The following is a 15,973-nucleotide window of genomic DNA, read 5'->3' on the forward strand; positions in this document are numbered from 1 at the left end:
GCTCACAAGGTCGCCACCGGATTCGGAGCGTCCGGCGGGATCTGTTCGACGACTTCCCAGCGCTCCGCGATCAGACCGGCCTCGATACGGAAGACGTCTGCCACCGCGATGTCGAGATCGGTGGCGGGCAGCCACCGCCGGGAGAACATCGTCACGTAGTCGTCTTCGGCCATCAGCCGGCGGATGTCGATCCGCAGATCGGCGAGGGGCAGAAGCCGCGCCGCCGCGAGCCAGTCCGCTCTGGTCGAGGTCTGGAACGGCAGGCCGTGATCGACGTAATCGTCACACAGCAGCGGTGCGACACCGTCGAGGTCGCCCTTCCCGTACAGCTCCAGGCATGTGCGGACCAGGTCCTTGTTGTGAGTGCTCATGGACCGAAGTGTCGGCGCGAGGGGCGGGGGCTGTCGATGAACTCGCGGTTCATGGACCCGGGGCGAAGCGCGTGACTAGGGTCGCCACCATGGAAACGGTAGGCGGCCTGCTGCGCGAGTGGCGGCACGGCCGACAGCTCAGCCAGCTCGATCTCGCCCTGGCGGCGGGTGTTTCGCCGCGCTACGTCAGCCTCGTCGAGACCGGCCGGTCCCGGCCGAGCGCCGACATGGTGCTGCGGCTCGCGGCCCAGCTCGACGTGCCGCTGCGGCATCGCAACCGTCTGCTGGTCGCGGCCGGTTTCGCGCCGCGGTACCGCGAGCGGCCGCTGGACGAGCCGGACATGGCCGCCGTACGGGACGCCGTGGTCAGGGTGCTGCGCGCCCACGAGCCCTATCCGGCGCTGGTCCTGGACCAGCGCTGGAACATCGTGATGGCCAACGGCCCGGTCGAGCACTTCCTCGCGGAAGTCGACCCGGAACTGCTCCACCCTCCCGTCAACATGATCCGGCTCGGACTTGATCCACGGGGTCTCGCCCCCCTGATGGCCAATCTGGCCGAGGTCCGTTCACTGCTCCAGCTGCGGCTCGCACGGCAGGCCGCCAAGAGCGGTGACCCGGTGGTGAGCGCGCTGTACGAGGAGTTCTTCGCGGAGTACGAGCCCGAGGGACCGGCGCCCGGGATGGAGTCGGAGGTGGCGACTCCGATGATCTTCCGCTTCCAGGGGCGGGAGCTGAGCATGTTCTCGACCATCACGACGTTCGGAACCCCTCAGGACATCACGCTCGAAGAGATCTCGATCGAGTCGTACTATCCGGCGGACGCCGAGAGCGCCGCCATCCTGCGAAGCCTCGGGCCCGCCCACGGGTGGCGCGTGTAGCACCGGCAGTGGGTGGCGCGTGTAGCGCGCGCCCGGCCGGCCCGCACGCCCCTACCTGGCCGGCCCTCGGCGTCGCGGTGTCCGTTCGGGGATCCGGCTGTGGACGTCCGCGAGCGTGTTCCGCATCGCCATGCGGAAGAGCTCGGCCTGGTGGTCGCCGAGGAAAGAGGTGTGCCCGAACACCTCCAGTACGACGAGGCCGTGCAAATGCCCCCACGCGCCCAGGAGCAGTGCGGCCGCGGGAGCCGGCAGGGCTCCGGGACCGTCCGGGCTCAGCTGCCCCGGATACTCACGGAACTCGGGCGAGAGCTCGGGGGCGTCGGCGGCGGCGAGCTGGGCCTGGGTGAAGCCGTCGAACATCTCGCGCTGGAAGATCGCGCTCATCCGGAGCAGGGCCCGCGTGGTCGGGCCCCCGACGGGTGCCGCGTACTGCCGCAGCGGTGTTCCGTACAGGAGCTGGAACAGCTCGGGGTGGGCGATGGCCCACCGGCGGTAGCCCTCGGCCGCCGCCACCATGCGCGGCACGGCCGGGCCTCATCGACGAGTACAGCGGCTCGTACGAGGGCGGGCTCACCGTCCAGGCCGGAGGCGGCACCGGGGTGGGCGTCGACCTGTCGACCCAGGTGCCCAAGGACCTCATCCTGGCCGAGGCCATCGCCGTACCGCTGACCCTGTTCGGCCTCGGCAGCGGGCTGGCCATCCTCATCGACGCCGTCGCCGTACGCGGAGTGCTGGTACCCGCCGCGATGCGGCTGCTGGGACGCTCGGCCTGGTACGCGCCCGGCCTCCTGCGGAAGTTCCACGGGCGGTTCGGTCTCAGCGAGGGCGGCCCGGCGCCGACCCCCGTGGAGGCGTCGCCGTACGTGAAGAACACCACGAAGGTCTGAGAGATCGGTCCGAGGGATCTCACGCCTGTCCGACCGGCCCCGCGTGGGGTCCGGTCGGACAGCCGTTCAGACGTTACGGGGGTCAGGCGTCGAGCAGGATCCGGGCCAGTTCCCGCGGCTGGGAGAACATCGGCCAGTGCCCGGTGTTCATCTCCACCAGCCGCCACTCGTCGCTCTTCATCAGCTCGGCCACGTCCGGCGGCAGCTCCGGCCAGTCCAGCAGGCATTTGATGTACGTCGCGGGAAGCTCCCCGAGCGGGCGGTCAAGCTTCGCCCGCCCGGTCAGGCTCGCACCCGGGTGCGGCGTCGCGCCGGCCACGATGCGGGCGGTCTGCTCGTCGTCAAGGCCCTGCCCCTCGTACTCCTGTGCCGTGGGGGGCATCCAGAAGCCGCCGTTCTCCGCGATCGACGCCTCAAGGGTCGCCGAGCCGGAGACGAACGACTTCCCGTCCGTCGGCACGTCCGAGTCGACGAACACCACCCGGGCCAGCCGGTCCCCGATGCGCTCGGCGGCCTGACCGACCGGGATGCCCGAGTAGCTGTGCCCGACCAGGACGACATCACGCAGATCGAGACGCTCGATCGCGCCCACGATGTCCTGGACGTGGGTCTCCTGATCGATGGGCGTGTCCCGCCCCTCGTCCCGCCTGTCGGCCAGCCCGGACAGCGTCAGGGCGTGGGCCCCGTGCCCGGCGGCCCGCAGCTCGTCCACCACCTCGTCCCACGCCCACGAGCCCAGCCACGCCCCTGCCACGAGCACGTATTGAGTCATGGCGGGAATCTAACGCAGGGGTCTGACAACGGGGTGTCCCCCCGGCGGGCCCGGTGCGGGCGGGGCGCCGGGCCGGGGTTAGCGTTCTCGTGAACCGGGTCCAGGCAGAGCGAACAGGAGCGCCCCGTTGACCGTTGAACTGCGGGTCGATCCGACCCCCGCCGGGGCTCCCGCCCTCGACCTCCGCCCCTGGGACGACAGCGGCATCCAGCCGCTCATCGACATCTACCGCGACCCCGCGCTCCGGCGCTGGACCCGGATACCCGTCACGGGGGTCGAGGAAGCGATTCGCTGGCTGGAGCTTCAGCGGGACGGATGGCGGACCGGGGAGCGGCTCAGCTTCGCCGTCCGGGAAACGGGCCGGATCGTGGGCCACGTCGTCGTCAAATCCACTGCCACGCACGGCGACAGCGCCGAGGTCGGCTACTGGACCGCCGCCGAGGCCCGGGGACGGGGAATCGCGTCACGGGCCCTGGAGGCCCTGAGCGACTGGTCCTTCACCACCCTCGCCGGGGTCACCCGCCTCGAACTGCTCCACCAGATCGACAACCCGGCCTCCTGCCGCGTCGCGGAAAAGACGGGCTACACCTACCGGCAGACCCTTCCCGCCCGCCCCCCGTTCCCCCTGGACGGCCACCAGCACGTACGGGAGGCTCCGCGGTAAGGCGGCTCCGAGAACCGAGCCGCCCCCACAGGTCCGGTCCGTCCGTCAGGACACCACCCGCGCCCCCGGCGCCGGTGATGAAGTCACCCTTGCCGTGCGGCAGTTGCCCGAGGTCAGCAGGGCTTCGGCCACCGTCGTCGCCGACTCCTCGTCCTTCGTCAGGAACGCCGTTGTCGGGCCCGAGCCCGAGACCAGGGCCGCCAGTGCGCCCGCCGATGTGCCCGTCGTGAGCGTCGACGCGAGCGACGGGCGCAGGGAGAGGGCCGCGGGCTGGAGGTCGTTGGTGAGGGCGGCGGACAGGGCCGTCGCGTCGCCCGTGCGCAGGGCCGCGAGCAGGGCCGGGTCGGCGGCGGGTGGCGGGACGTCGGACGCCGCGTTGAGGCGGTCGAACTCCGCGTACACCGCCGGGGTCGACAGGCCGCCGTCCGCGACCGCGAACACCCAGTGGAACGTGCCGCGCACCTCCAGCGGTGTCAGCCGCTCCCCGCGCCCGACGCCGAGCGCCGCGCCGCCCAGCAGGCTGAACGGTACGTCGCTGCCCAACTCGGCGCAGATGGCGAGCAGTTCGGCCTCGGACGAGCCCAGTGACCAGAGCGCGTCGCACGCGAGCAACGCGCCCGCGCCGTCCGCGCTGCCGCCGGCCATGCCGCCCGCGACGGGGATGTCCTTGTCGATGTGGATATGGACGCGCGGCTCGATCCCGTGCCGCCGCGCCAGCGCGACGGCCGCCCGCGCCGCGAGGTTCGTCGCGTCGAGCGGGACCTGGTGCGCGTCCGGGCCCGCGCAGGTGATGCGCAGTTCGTCGGCCGCCCTCACGGTGATCTCGTCGTGGAGACCCACCGCGAGAAAGACGTTGGCCAGGTCGTGGAAGCCGTCGGGGCGTGCCGCGCCCACCGCCAGCTGGACGTTGACCTTCGCCGGTACCCGTACGGTCACCTCGGTGCCACTCACGCGTGCGCTCCCTTCGACTCCGCGATACGTGCGAACTCCTCCACCGTCAAAGACTCCCCCCGCGCCTGCGGCGAGACACCCGCCGCGAGCAGCGCCGTCTCCGCCGCCGGGGCCGACCCGGCCCAGCCCGCGAGCGCCGCGCGCAGTGTCTTGCGGCGCTGCGCGAAGGCCGCGTCCACGACCGCGAAGACCTCCGTGCGTGACGCGGTGGTCGTGAGCGGCTCGGCGCGACGGACGAGCGAGACGAGGCCGGAGTCGACGTTCGGCGCGGGCCAGAACACGTTGCGGCCGATGGCGCCGGCGCGCTTGACCTCCGCGTACCAGTTGGCCTTCACCGACGGCACGCCGTACACCTTGTTCCCCGGCGCCGCCGCGAGCCGGTCCGCGACCTCCGCCTGGACCATGATCAGGGTGCGCTCGATCGTCGGGAAGTGCTCCAGCATGTGGAGCAGGACGGGCACGGCGACGTTGTACGGCAGGTTCGCCACCAGTGCCGTGGGCGTCGGGCCCGGCAGCTCCCGTACCCGCATCGCGTCCGCGTGCACCAGCGAGAAGTGGGCGGCGCGGTCCGGCATCCGGGCCTCGACGGTGCGCGGCAGCGCGGCAGCCAGGATGTCGTCGATCTCGACGGCCGTCACATGCCTGGCCGCCTCCAGCAGCGCCAGCGTCAGCGAGCCGAGCCCGGGGCCCACCTCCACGACCACGTCGTCCGGCCGCACACCGGCCGTACGGACGATCCGTCGGACGGTGTTGGCGTCGATGACGAAGTTCTGGCCGCGCTGCTTCGTGGGGCGTACGCCCAGTGCGGCGGCCAGCTCGCGGATGTCTGCGGGGCCCAGGAGGGCATCGGGCTCTGTGGTGCTCACCCGTGCAGCCTACGGCCGCAGTGCGGCCACGGACTCGCCCCCCTTTGCACGTAGAGCTTCTTCGCCCGCATGGTCTGCTCGCCCGCCGACGCGTCCTGCGGGCGTCCGCTGCCGCCGAGGGACTGCCAGGTGCCGGTGTCGAACTGGTAGAGCCCGCCGTACGTCCCCGAGGGGTCGACCGCGTCCGGCCGCCCGCCCGACTCGCAGGCGGCGAGCCCGGCCCAGTCGAGTCCGTCGGCGCCCGCGACGGAGGCCGGGCGCCGCTTCGTACCGACCCTGACGCGCTGGGTGACGGGCGCGCGGACGATCTTCTCGGAGATCTGGCGGGGCTTCTGCTTCACCCCGTTGACGGCGCGCACCGCGTAGGTGAGGCGGCGCGTCCCCTGCTCGCCCTGGCGCGTGACCACCTCCGTGCCGGTGAACAGCGAGGGGTCCTGGATCCGTTCGGTGTGGTACGGGACAGCCTCGTCGCGGACGATCTCGTCGCGGGTGATCCGCATCACGGTGATCGTCTGGCCGTCGCGCGGGAAGCTCTCGGGCCGTACGGAGGTGGTGTCCTGGCCGTGCAGGGCCAGCCCGCCGTCGGCCAGGGCCTCGCGCACGGTCGCGGCGTTCGTACGGATGGTGTGCTCGCGCCCGTCGGCCATGAAGGTGACGGTGCGCTCCGTCAGGACGTCGAGCGCGAGCCCGCTGCGGGGGATCGCGGACGAGCGCGAGACGGACAGGAGGGCGCCCTCCGCGCGTACCCCGAGCTGCCGCAGCGCGCCGTCCACGGTCTCTGCGGTCGTCCAGATCTGGCGGCGCCGGCCGTCGACGGTGAGCATGACGGGGCGGCCGTGGCGGACAACCACCGTGTCGCCGTTGGTGAGTTCGGCGCCCCGCCCGGGGGCTACGAGGTCGTGCTCGCCGATCCTGACGCCCTCGTCGGCGAGGAGTTCGTCCACGTCGTCGGCGAAGGTGTGGAGGGTGCGCGGGGTGCCGTCGACGCTGAGCCTGACGGCCTTGTCGTCGGCGACGAAGGCGGAGGTGCCGCCCGCCAGGACGGCGACGACGAGGGCCTGCGGGACGAGACGGCGGCGAGAGGCAGGACCGGGACCGAGGTCGGGCACCGGGTCCGCGGAGACGGCGGGCGGTGGCTGCTGGTGTGGGACCGGCGTCGTCTCCGGCGGGGCGAACCACGGCACGGTGGGCGCCGGTTCGGGACGGGGCCATACCTCGCGATGCCCACCGCGTCCGCCACTTCCGGCACGGTGACTGCCCTGCGCACTGCTCATGACGCTCGACGCTCCACAAGTCCGGTCCGACCCCCGCCCGATGCCCGGCGGACACTAGCGGAGCGATCGTCACTCTCCAAAGCAGCGCGACTACACGGCGTAGCTGTTCGAACGCCGTCAGCGCCGCCGGACCGACCGGGACACCGGCCAGGACACCGGCCAGGACCAGCCGTCTCAGTAGCCGAAAGCGCGCGCCGTGTTGGCCGAAATGGCCGTCGCCATCGCGTCCTCGCCGATCCCCCGGACCTCCGCCATCGCGCGCACCGTGATCGGAATCAAAAACGGCGCATTGGGCCGTCCCCGGTACGGAACGGGCGTCAGAAAAGGTGCGTCCGTCTCGACCAGAACGAGTTCGAGCGGAGCGACGGCCAACGCCTCACGCAACGGACGCGCGTTTTTGAACGTCATATTTCCCGCGAAGGACATGAAGTAGCCTGCGGCGGCACAGATTTCGGCCATTTCCGCATCGCCCGAATAGCAGTGGAAAATGGTCCGCTCCGGAGCGCCTTCGTCGGCGAGGACGCGCAACACATCGGCGTGCGCTTCGCGGTCGTGGATCACGAGTGCTTTTCCGTGCCGCTTGGCGATCTCGATATGCGCGCGGAAGGAGCGTTCCTGCGCGGCCATCCCGTCGGGCCCCGTACGGAAGAAGTCGAGCCCGGTCTCACCGACGGCCAGCACCGGACCGAGCGCGGCCAGGCGGTCGATCTCGGTGAGCGCGTCGTCCAGGGCCGCGTCACCGCCGGCCTCGCGCACGCCCTGGCGCGACCAGCCGTCGGGGTCGCCGTGGACGATGCGCGGCGCCTCGTTGGGATGCAGCGCGACAGCCGCGTGCACGGACGCGTGCGCGGCGGCCGTCTCGGCCGCCCAGCGGGACCCCTTCACGTCGCAGCCCACCTGGACGACGGTCGGCACCCCTACGGAGGCGGCCTTGGCGAGGGCCTCCGTGACGGTGCCGCTCTGCATGTCCAGATGGGTGTGCGAATCGGCGACCGGCACCCGCAGCGGTTCGGGTGCCGGCGGCGCTTCGTCGGAGCGTGTGGCGCTTTTCGGGCTCATGGGCACGATCGTACGAGGACCGAACCCGCCGGTCCCGGGCAGCCGGGCGCTGTCCGGTGGCCTGAGCCGCCTACCTGCGGTGGAAGGGGTGCAGGAGATCGGAGAGATGCCAGTGGTGGGCCGGCTTCCCCTGCGCGTTCTCGGCCACGGCGGCGACGGCCGCCCCGCCCGCCTCGTTCGTCACCGGTATCGGCTCCGCCGGCTTCGGCTCCTTCGCGGCCTTGGACGCCTTGGACGCCTTGGACGCCTTGGACGCCTTCGGCGGCCTGGGCGTCCGGACGGAGTTCCGCTGCTGGCTCATCAGGGCGTGCACCGAGGACACCTGTCCCGAGCGCATGATGCGCACGACGTGGTGTCCGCAGTTGACACAGGTCGGACTCGACAGCGGTGAGGGCACCCGCAGTCCGTCCGCCTTGTACACGACGAATTCCTGCCCGGAACCGTCCTTGTGGTGTTCTATGTCGTACGCCTGCTCCCAGCCGTGACCGCATCGCATGCAGCAGAACGCATATGCCTCGTGGGCGACGGCGTTGCCCGTGATCTCACTCATGCCCAGCTCCTCTCCACTCGACCCAGTGGACGCCTATTCGGGCGGGAGCGCATCAACGCTGTCGATTAATGGCAGGCTCTTGGCCTCCTCATGCCGAAAGGGCCCGGCACACGGTCTGCGCTTTGCTTTTCAAGATAGTCCTTTACCGTCCCGGGGGCTTGTCCGGGCAGCATTCTTTGCCGCCACGACCGCGTCGAAGACCTCGCGTTTGGGCACCCCTCCTTCCAGGGCGACGGCCGCGATCGCCTCCTTCCTGCGCTCCCCCGCCTCCTCCCTCACCCGCACCCTGCGCACCAGTTCACCGGGGTCCGTCACGGGCGCGGGCTCCGGGGCTCCCTCGACCACCACGGTGATCTCTCCGCGTACGCCGTCGGCCGCCCACTTCGCCAGTTCGCCGAGGCCGCCGCGCTTCACCTCTTCGTACGTCTTGGTCAACTCGCGGCAGACGGCGGCCCGGCGGTCCGCGCCGAAGACCTCGGCCATCGCCGCGAGGGTGTCGTCGAGCCGGTGCGGCGCCTCGAAGTAGACAAGGGTGCGGCGCTCGTCGGCGGCCTCGCGGAGCTTCGCCAGCCGTTCGCCCGCCTTGCGCGGCAGGAACCCCTCGAAGCAGAAGCGGTCGACGGGCAGTCCGGAGAGCGCCAGCGCGGTCAGTACGGCGGAAGGGCCCGGCACCGCGGTCACCCTGATGTCGCGCTCGACGGCCGCCGCCACGAGCCGGTAACCGGGGTCGGAGACGGACGGCATCCCCGCGTCCGTCACCAGGAGCACGCGGGCGCCGCCGGCCAGCGCCTCCACGAGTTCCGGCGTACGGGCGCTCTCGTTGCCCTCGAAGTACGACACGACGCGGCCCGTGGTCCGCACGCCGAGCGCCTGTGTGAGCCTGCGCAGCCGCCGGGTGTCCTCGGCGGCGACGACGTCCGCCGCCGCGAGCTCGGTGGCGAGGCGCGGCGGGGCGTCGGAGGTGTCGCCGATGGGGGTCCCGGCGAGGACGAGAACGCCGGCCGGGGCTGCGGGGGCCGTTCCGCTGGAGGGCACAGTAGTCACGTACGCCATCCTCGCAGGGCACCCCGCGCACCGGGTCCGCCGCCGTGTCACCGCCCGGTCCGCACCCCGTCCGCGTCCGCTCCGCCGCCGTGTCCGAGGCCGTGTGCCCACGACGCACAGTCGCGTTCCCTACGATGGCGCGGTGACCAGTACCGCGCCAGAAGCCCTCCAGGGTCGTGACGCCGAGGACAGGCCGCCGTCGTGGCCCCAGCGCCTGCGGCGGTTCGGCTATGCGCCGAGACCCGTGATCGGGCTGCGCGAGCGGCTGGTCCCGCCGTACACGGAGCCGTCGACCCGTCTGTGGATCGTGTTCGGCGTACGGCCGCTGCTCGCCGACCGGCTGATCCGCTGGTCCGCGTGGACCGGTCCGCTGCTGGTGGCGCTGGTCGCCGGACTGATGCGGTTCTGGCATCTGGGCAGCCCCAAGGCGGTGATATTCGACGAGACGTACTACGCGAAGGACTCGTGGGCGCTCGTCAAGCAGGGTTACGAGGGCAGCTGGCCCAAGGACGTCGACAAGCTGATCCTGGCCGACCCCTCGACGGTCCCGGTGCCGACGGACCCCGGGTATGTGGTGCACCCGCCGGTGGGCAAGTGGATCATCGGGCTCGGGGAGCTGATGTTCGGCTTCGACCCGTTCGGCTGGCGCTTCATGGTGGCCGTCCTCGGCACGCTCTCCGTACTGATGCTGTGCCGTATCGGCCGCCGGCTGTTCCGTTCGACGTTCCTGGGCTGTCTGGCGGGCGGGCTGCTCGCCGTCGACGGACTGCACTTCGTGATGAGCCGCACCGCTCTGCTCGACCTGGTGCTGATGTTCTTCGTACTGGCCGCGTTCGGCTGTCTGCTGCTCGACAGGGACTGGGCGCGAAGGCGGTTCGCCGACGCGCTGCCGGTGGACGCCGAGGGGGTGCTGCGCCCGGACGCCGCCGTCGCCGGGGGGCTGCGGCTGGGCTGGCGGCCGTGGCGTATCGCGGCCGGTCTGATGCTGGGACTCGCGTTCGCGACGAAGTGGAACGGCCTCTACATCCTGGCCGCGTTCGGTCTGCTCACCATCTTCTGGGACGTGGGCGCGCGGCGCACCGCCGGCGCCGTACGCCCGTATCTCGCCGTCCTCAAGCGCGACCTGCTGCCGGCCTTCGTCTCGACGGTCCCGGTCGCGATCGTGACGTACATCGCCTCGTGGACCGGCTGGATCGTCACCGACAAGGGCTACTTCCGCGACTGGGCGGCGACCGAGGGCCGGGGCGGGATGTGGTCCTGGCTGCCCGACTGGCTGCGCAGCCTCTGGCACTACGAGACCGAGGTCTACAGCTTCCACGTCAATCTGACCTCCGGGCACACCTACCAGTCCAATCCCTGGAGCTGGATCGTCCTCGGCCGCCCGGTCTCGTACTTCTACGAGGACCCCAGGGGCGGTACGGAGGGCTGCACGGCGGCCCCCGCGGACAAGTGCGCCCAGGAGGTCCTGGCGATCGGCACACCCCTGCTCTGGTGGGCGGCGTGCTTCGCGCTCCTGTACGTGCTGTGGCGCTGGTTCTTCCGCCGCGACTGGCGCGCGGGCGCCATCGCCTGCGGGGTGGCGGCGGGCTGGGTCCCGTGGTTCTTCTACCAGGAACGCACGATCTTCCTCTTCTACGCGGTGGTCTTCGTCCCGTTCCTCTGTCTGGCGGTGTCGATGATGATCGGCGCCATGCTGGGCCCGGCGGGCTCGGACGAGAGACGCAGAACGATCGGCGCGGTCGGGGCGGGCGTTCTGGTGCTGCTGATCGTATGGAACTTCATCTACTTCTGGCCGGTCTTCACGGGGCAGACGATCCCGGTCGGGGAGTGGCAGGACCGGATGTGGTTCGACACCTGGGTGTAGTCGCGGAACGGCGGTGCCCGCCGGGCGGTCGCGGCGGTGCGTCGCGGTCCGATAACGGCCCCTCATTCGTTCACTCTCGTCCCGTAGAGTGCGAAATCATCGCTCCTTGAACACGTTCAAAACGTGGCCGGGAGCGCTCCTGGGGGAGGGGACCGCGCTCATGCGCAGTGGAACGAAGGTCGCGATCGTCGGCGGTGTGTTCATCGTCGTCGCCGGTGGCATCGGGTACGGGGCGTACAAAGTCATCAGCGGGGACGACGGGGGGAGTACCGGGACCGGGTCACAGTCGGCCGAGGTCAGAACCGGGCCGCCCGGCGCGGAAGAGATCAAGAACACCGCCGAGGAGTTCCTCGCCGCGTGGGCCGACGGCAAGGACCCCGAGCTCGCCGCGGCGTACACGAACAACGCGTCCGCCGCGAAGGACGCCGTCGCCGGCTACAGCGAGCGGGCGCACATCACCGGCGCCGTGATCACTCCGGGCGCGGCGACGGGCGCGAAGGTGCCGTTCACCGTCGAGGCGACGGTGACGTACAAGGGGCTGAGCAAGCCGCTGTCGTACGCCTCCGAGCTGACCGTCGTCCGGGGGGTGACCACCGGGAAGCCGCTGGTCGACTGGGCGCCGACGGTCATTCATCCGAAGCTGACGAAGAACAGCAGCCTGGTCACCGGCGAGGCGCCCACGCCGCCGATCAAGGCGGTCGACCGCGACGGGACCGAGCTGACGGCCGAGAAGTACCCGTCGCTGGCGCCGGTGCTCGACCAGTTGCGGGACAAGTACGGCGAGAAGGCGGGCGGCGAGTCCGGCATCGAGACGTGGATACAGACGGAGGGCGAAGGTGACGGCGCCGGCAACGGCGACAGTGCGCCGCGCAAGACGCTCCTGACGCTCTCCAAGGGCAAGAGCGGCGAGCTGACGACGACGCTCGACGCGGAAGTGCAGGCGGCGGCCGAGCAGGCCGTGAAGAAGTTCGACGAGGCGTCCGTCGCGGCCGTGAAGCCGAGTACCGGCGAGATAGTCGCCGTCGCCAACAACCGTAAGGACGGCTTCAACGCGGCGATGCTCGGCAAGCAGGCGCCGGGCTCGACGATGAAGATAGTGACGGCGGCGATGCTGCTGGAGAAGGGCCTGGCCGGCGCGGACCGGCCGGCCGAGTGCCCGAAGACGGTGCTCTACCAGGGCACTTCGTTCCACAACCTGGACAACTTCGACATCCAGGGCGGCACTTTCACAGAGAGCTTCGCCCGGTCCTGCAACACCGCCTTCATCAAGTTGATCGACGACACGAAGGACGACCACGCACTGCCCACCGAGGCCCGGCAGGTCTTCGGCCTCGGGCTGAACTGGCAGACGGGCATCGCGTCGGCGGACGGCAGCGTGCCGGAGTCGGACGGCGGCGGGGCGGCGGCGCAGTACATCGGCCAGGGCACGGTCCAGATGAACGTGCTGAACATCGCGTCGGTCACGGCCACCACGAAGGACGGCACCTTCCGCCAGCCGATCATCGTCCCGCGCGGGCTGGACAACCGCGAACTGGCCGTCGCCGAGAGGCAGTTGCCGGGCGCGGTGGGGCAGCAGCTGCGCGACATGATGCGCGAGACGGCCTCGTGGGGCACCGGCAAGGCGGCGATGGCCGGGCTCGGCGGTGACAAGGGCGCCAAGACGGGGTCCGCCGAGGTGGACGGGCAGGCCACGTCGAACAGCTGGTTCACCGGCTTCCAGGACGACCTGGCCGCCGCCGCGAGCGTCGAGTCGGGCGGGCACGGCGGCGACGCGGCGGGGCCGGTGGTCGCGGCCGTACTCGCGGCGGGCTGAGCGGGCGCGCGGAAGGCTGAGCGGTGCGGGGCCGAGTACCGGCCCGGGGCCCGTGCCCGGCCGTGCTCAGCCCAATGCCGCCGGGCGGTACGGGCGGAAGAACGCGCGCAGCTCCTCCGCGTACAGCTCCGGCTCCTCGAACGCCGCGAAGTGACCGCCGCTCGGGGGCTCGGTCACCCGCACGACGTTCGCCGTGCGTTCGAGCCACGCGCGCGGCGGGCGGACGATGTCGCCCGGGAAGAGCGAGAAGCCGGACGGCACCTCGACCCGGCGGGCGAGCTGCGCGGGCGGGATCGCGGCGTTCGCGCCGTACATGCGCATCGACGAGCCGATCGTCCCCGTCAGCCAGTAGAGCGTGACGTTCGTCAGGATCTCGTCCTTGGTGAAGCTCCGCTCGACATGGCCGTCGGAGTCGCTCCACGCCCGCATCTTCTCGACGATCCACGCGGCGAGCCCCGCCGGTGAGTCGGTGAGCCCGAAGGCGGCGGTCTGCGGCTTCGTACGGTGCATGGCGGCGTACGCGCCCTCCTTCGCGCCCCAGGCCGCGGCGCTGTCGAGCCAGGCGCGCTCCTCGGGGGCGAGCTCGGCCGGGTCGCCTGCGAAGACGGGCACCCCCGCGTCCGTACGGTGCACGGCCACGATCCGGTCGGGGTGGTCGAGTGCGAGGTAGCGGCTCACATGGCTGCCGATGTCGCCGCCCGCCGCACCGAACCGGTCGTAGCCGAGCACGCCCATGAGCTCGGCCCACAGACCGGCGACGGCGATGGAGTCGAGGGCCGGGCCCGTGGGGCGGTCGGAGTAGCCGTAACCCGGCATGTCGGGGACGACCACGTCGAACGCGTCGGCGGGGTCGGCGCCGTGCGCCCCCGGATCGGTCAGGAGCGGGATGACCTTCGCGTACCGCCAGAACGAGTCCGGCCAGCCGTGGCTGAGGACCAGCGGCAGCACGGGCCCGGCGGTCGCGTCGGCCCGCACGTGCGCGAAGTGGATCCCGAGGCCGCCGAGCCGGACGCGGTAGCGGGGAAAGCGGGCGAGGGCCGCCTCCTGTGCGGGCCAGTCGAATCCGTCCGCCCAGTGGGCGACGAGTTCGCGGTGGTAGGCGAGGTCGGTGCCGAGCGACCATCCGGCGTCCTCGGGCGCGTCCGGCCAGCGTGTCGCGCGCAGCCGCGCGCGGAGGTCCTCCAGCTCGGCGGGAGAGGTCCGCGCGGTGAACGGCTCGGGGCGGGGCGGGGCGTCCGGCATGGCACGCATCCTACGGACCGTGCCCGGCCGGACCGGCCCGGTCCACGCCGCGGCGTCAGGGTCAGTCCAGGCAGAACTCGTTGCCCTCCGGGTCCCGCATCACGATGTAGCCGGTGCTCATCGGGGGCGCTGGCTCGTCGCGGCGCAGCCGTGTCGCTCCCAGCGCCACGAGCCGGTCGCACTCGGCCTCCAGCGCCGCCATCCGCTCCTCCCCCTCCAGTCCGGGGGCCGCCCGGACGTCGAGGTGGACGCGGTTCTTGGCGACCTTGTCCTCCGGCACCTGCTGGAAGAAGAGCCGGGGGCCCTGCCCGTCCGGGTCCTCCAGGGCGGACCTGGTGTTGCGGTCCGCCTCCGGTACGCCGACCCGCGCGAGGAAGTCGTCCCACGCGGCGAGCGGGTCGGCGCCCTCGGGCAGGTCGACCCCGGGCGGGCCGGGGTGGACATAGCCCAGGACCTCGCGCCAGAAGGTCGACAGCGCCTGCGGGTCGTGGGCGTCGAAGGTGATCTGGATGTGGCGGCTCATCGGCTCGCTCCGTTCGTCGGGGGTTTCGTGTCCGGTCGTGACCGGTTTCTTGTCGGGGTTCTTGTCGGGGTTCCGTGTGCGGGTGGAGGTCCCGCGGCGGGCGGACCTCGAAGAGATGGTGGATCAGCTCCCGGTGGATGTGCAGCCTGACACCCCTGGCGGACAGGATCGGTCCGCCATCCCTGCCAGGCTGGGGGACATGGATACGACGGGCGGAGCCGAGCGCGGTACGACGGAGCGGGTACTCACGCTGCTCGGGCTGCTCCAGCGGCGCCGGGTCCGGACCGGCCCCGAACTCGCCGAGCGGCTCGGGGTGACGCCGCGCACGGTACGGCGCGATGTGGAGCGGCTGCGCGCGCTCGGCTATCCGGTCCATGCCGGTCAGGGCGTCGGCGGCGGCTACCGACTCGGCCCGGGGCAGGAGTTGCCGCCGCTCCTCCTCGACGACGAGGAGGCCATCGCCACGGCGGTCTCGCTGCTCGCCAACGCGGGTGGCGGCGCCGGGGGCGCGGTCGCGGGCGGTGGCGATGCCGCGCTCCGGGCGCTGAGCAAGCTCGACCAGGTGCTGCCCAACCGGCTGCGGCACGAGGTGCGCGCGCTCTCCGGCTCGGTGGAGTTCTTCGGCCAGGGGGGCCGCTCGCCGGTCGACCCCGAGACACTCATGACGCTGGCCAGGGCCTGCCGCGACGAGGTGGAGACCGGCTTCGACTACCCCTCCGGGAGCGAGGTGCGGCCCCGGCGGGCCGAGCCCTACCGGCTGGTCGCCTCCGACCGGCGCTGGTATCTCCTCGCCTACGACCTCGACCGTGACGGCTGGCGCAGCTTCCGCGTCGACCGGATGACGGGCGTGTCCCCCCGGACCTGGCGCTTTCGCCCGCGCGCGGCGCCCGACGCGGCGGCGTACGTGCAGGAGGGGGTGGCCAGCCGGGTCTACCCGCACCAGGCGCGATTCCTCGTACACGCCTCGGCCGACGCGGTGCGCGTACAGATATCGGCGTCGGCCGCTGTCGTACGCCCCCGGGGAGACGACAGCTGCGAGGTGCTCAGCGGCGGCGCCGACCTCGACTTCGTCCTGACGCATGTGCTCCTGCTGGGGCACGAGTTCGAGGTGCTGGACCCCCCGGAGCTGGCGGGGCGCGCCCGCGCGCTGGCGAGGAGACTGCGCTCGGCCGGTACCACGACGGCCGCAGCGGTGGCGGACGGGACATGACCACC

Annotated in this window: 15 protein-coding genes and 2 pseudogenes; 6 read left to right on the forward strand and 11 right to left on the reverse strand. The window is 71.9% G+C overall.

Annotation, left to right across the window (positions count from 1 at the left end):
• Positions 1–2: 2 nt before the first annotated feature.
• On the reverse strand, positions 3–371 hold the full coding sequence (locus ACIBBB_RS22850) for a nuclear transport factor 2 family protein (RefSeq protein ID WP_398984730.1): 369 nt from the start codon (positions 369–371) through the stop codon (positions 3–5).
• Between the two features lie 89 nt (positions 372–460).
• Between ACIBBB_RS22850 and ACIBBB_RS22855 the strand changes: the two genes are divergently transcribed.
• Positions 461–1,249, forward strand: coding sequence for a helix-turn-helix domain-containing protein (locus tag ACIBBB_RS22855; RefSeq protein WP_398984732.1), 789 nt, complete (start codon positions 461–463; stop codon positions 1,247–1,249).
• 51 nt (positions 1,250–1,300) lie between these two features.
• Here the strand turns inward: ACIBBB_RS22855 and ACIBBB_RS22860 are convergent.
• Positions 1,301–1,774, reverse strand: a pseudogene (locus ACIBBB_RS22860) (TetR-like C-terminal domain-containing protein); the annotation flags it as partial.
• Between the two features lie 140 nt (positions 1,775–1,914).
• Between ACIBBB_RS22860 and ACIBBB_RS22865 the strand changes: the two are divergent.
• Positions 1,915–2,136, forward strand: a pseudogene (locus ACIBBB_RS22865) (hypothetical protein); the annotation flags it as partial.
• 82 nt (positions 2,137–2,218) lie between these two features.
• Here the strand turns inward: ACIBBB_RS22865 and ACIBBB_RS22870 are convergent.
• Complete coding sequence (locus ACIBBB_RS22870) at positions 2,219–2,908, reverse strand: alpha/beta fold hydrolase (RefSeq protein ID WP_398984734.1); 690 nt, start codon at positions 2,906–2,908, stop codon at positions 2,219–2,221.
• Positions 2,909–3,035: 127 nt separating this feature from the next.
• On the opposite strand from ACIBBB_RS22870, the gene ACIBBB_RS22875 reads away from it, so the two are divergent.
• Entirely contained in the window at positions 3,036–3,572 is a 537-nt protein-coding gene (locus ACIBBB_RS22875) for a GNAT family N-acetyltransferase (RefSeq protein ID WP_398984736.1), read from the forward strand.
• Between the two features lie 45 nt (positions 3,573–3,617).
• Here the strand turns inward: ACIBBB_RS22875 and ACIBBB_RS22880 are convergent, their stop codons facing one another.
• The 6 genes from ACIBBB_RS22880 to rsmI all read right to left on the reverse strand — a co-directional run bounded on the left by ACIBBB_RS22880 (position 3,618) and on the right by rsmI (position 9,316).
• A complete protein-coding gene (locus ACIBBB_RS22880; protein ID WP_398984738.1) occupies positions 3,618–4,523 on the reverse strand; it encodes a 4-(cytidine 5'-diphospho)-2-C-methyl-D-erythritol kinase in 906 nt (301 codons plus the stop codon).
• Complete coding sequence (rsmA, locus tag ACIBBB_RS22885; RefSeq protein WP_398984740.1) at positions 4,520–5,389, reverse strand: 16S rRNA (adenine(1518)-N(6)/adenine(1519)-N(6))-dimethyltransferase RsmA; 870 nt, start codon at positions 5,387–5,389, stop codon at positions 4,520–4,522. The genes ACIBBB_RS22880 and rsmA overlap by 4 nt, the downstream gene beginning before the upstream one ends.
• Positions 5,386–6,663 carry a ubiquitin-like domain-containing protein gene (locus ACIBBB_RS22890; RefSeq protein ID WP_398984742.1) on the reverse strand — a complete coding sequence of 426 codons (1,278 nt, stop codon included), beginning with the start codon at positions 6,661–6,663 and terminating at the stop codon, positions 5,386–5,388. The genes rsmA and ACIBBB_RS22890 overlap by 4 nt, the downstream gene beginning before the upstream one ends.
• Before the next feature lie 174 nt (positions 6,664–6,837).
• Complete coding sequence (locus ACIBBB_RS22895; protein ID WP_398985017.1) at positions 6,838–7,722, reverse strand: TatD family hydrolase; 885 nt, start codon at positions 7,720–7,722, stop codon at positions 6,838–6,840.
• Between the two features lie 70 nt (positions 7,723–7,792).
• Complete coding sequence (locus ACIBBB_RS22900) at positions 7,793–8,272, reverse strand: hypothetical protein (protein WP_398984744.1); 480 nt, start codon at positions 8,270–8,272, stop codon at positions 7,793–7,795.
• 129 nt (positions 8,273–8,401) lie between these two features.
• A complete protein-coding gene (gene rsmI, locus ACIBBB_RS22905) occupies positions 8,402–9,316 on the reverse strand; it encodes a 16S rRNA (cytidine(1402)-2'-O)-methyltransferase (protein WP_398984746.1) in 915 nt (304 codons plus the stop codon).
• Between the two features lie 142 nt (positions 9,317–9,458).
• Here rsmI and ACIBBB_RS22910 point away from each other — a divergent pair, with 142 nt between their 5' ends.
• Complete coding sequence (locus ACIBBB_RS22910; protein ID WP_398984748.1) at positions 9,459–11,180, forward strand: dolichyl-phosphate-mannose--protein mannosyltransferase; 1,722 nt, start codon at positions 9,459–9,461, stop codon at positions 11,178–11,180.
• Positions 11,181–11,340: 160 nt separating this feature from the next.
• Positions 11,341–12,993, forward strand: a complete 1,653-nt coding sequence (locus tag ACIBBB_RS22915; RefSeq protein WP_398984750.1) for a penicillin-binding transpeptidase domain-containing protein — start codon at positions 11,341–11,343, stop codon at positions 12,991–12,993.
• A 66-nt stretch (positions 12,994–13,059) separates the two neighbouring features.
• Here ACIBBB_RS22915 and ACIBBB_RS22920 read toward each other — a convergent pair whose 3' ends face one another.
• The gene (locus ACIBBB_RS22920) at positions 13,060–14,235 is read right to left on the reverse strand and encodes an epoxide hydrolase family protein (protein ID WP_398984752.1); all 1,176 of its coding nucleotides are present in this window, start codon (positions 14,233–14,235) and stop codon (positions 13,060–13,062) included.
• A gap of 61 nt (positions 14,236–14,296) precedes the next feature.
• A complete protein-coding gene (locus ACIBBB_RS22925) occupies positions 14,297–14,758 on the reverse strand; it encodes a VOC family protein (RefSeq protein WP_398984754.1) in 462 nt (153 codons plus the stop codon).
• Between the two features lie 199 nt (positions 14,759–14,957).
• Between ACIBBB_RS22925 and ACIBBB_RS22930 the strand changes: the two genes are divergently transcribed.
• A complete protein-coding gene (locus ACIBBB_RS22930; RefSeq protein ID WP_398984755.1) occupies positions 14,958–15,968 on the forward strand; it encodes a helix-turn-helix transcriptional regulator in 1,011 nt (336 codons plus the stop codon).
• Positions 15,969–15,973: the final 5 nt, after the last annotated feature.

This window comes from Streptomyces sp. NPDC051217 (genome assembly GCF_044455465.1).
In the GTDB taxonomy this organism is placed as follows: domain Bacteria; phylum Actinomycetota; class Actinomycetes; order Streptomycetales; family Streptomycetaceae; genus Streptomyces.

Excerpts from the sequence above, each read along its gene's own strand:
- ACIBBB_RS22850 (WP_398984730.1), bottom strand. The coding sequence starts at position 371 with ATGAGCACTCACAACAAGGACCTGGTCCGCACATGCCTGGAGCTGTAC.
- ACIBBB_RS22855 (WP_398984732.1), top strand. The coding sequence starts at position 461 with ATGGAAACGGTAGGCGGCCTGCTGCGCGAGTGGCGGCACGGCCGACAG.
- ACIBBB_RS22870 (WP_398984734.1), bottom strand. The coding sequence starts at position 2,908 with ATGACTCAATACGTGCTCGTGGCAGGGGCGTGGCTGGGCTCGTGGGCG.
- ACIBBB_RS22890 (WP_398984742.1), bottom strand. The coding sequence starts at position 6,663 with ATGAGCAGTGCGCAGGGCAGTCACCGTGCCGGAAGTGGCGGACGCGGT.
- ACIBBB_RS22895 (WP_398985017.1), bottom strand. The coding sequence starts at position 7,722 with ATGAGCCCGAAAAGCGCCACACGCTCCGACGAAGCGCCGCCGGCACCC.
- ACIBBB_RS22900 (WP_398984744.1), bottom strand. The coding sequence starts at position 8,272 with ATGAGTGAGATCACGGGCAACGCCGTCGCCCACGAGGCATATGCGTTC.
- ACIBBB_RS22915 (WP_398984750.1), top strand. The coding sequence starts at position 11,341 with ATGCGCAGTGGAACGAAGGTCGCGATCGTCGGCGGTGTGTTCATCGTC.
- ACIBBB_RS22920 (WP_398984752.1), bottom strand. The coding sequence starts at position 14,235 with ATGCCGGACGCCCCGCCCCGCCCCGAGCCGTTCACCGCGCGGACCTCT.
- ACIBBB_RS22925 (WP_398984754.1), bottom strand. The coding sequence starts at position 14,758 with ATGAGCCGCCACATCCAGATCACCTTCGACGCCCACGACCCGCAGGCG.
- ACIBBB_RS22930 (WP_398984755.1), top strand. The coding sequence starts at position 14,958 with ATGGATACGACGGGCGGAGCCGAGCGCGGTACGACGGAGCGGGTACTC.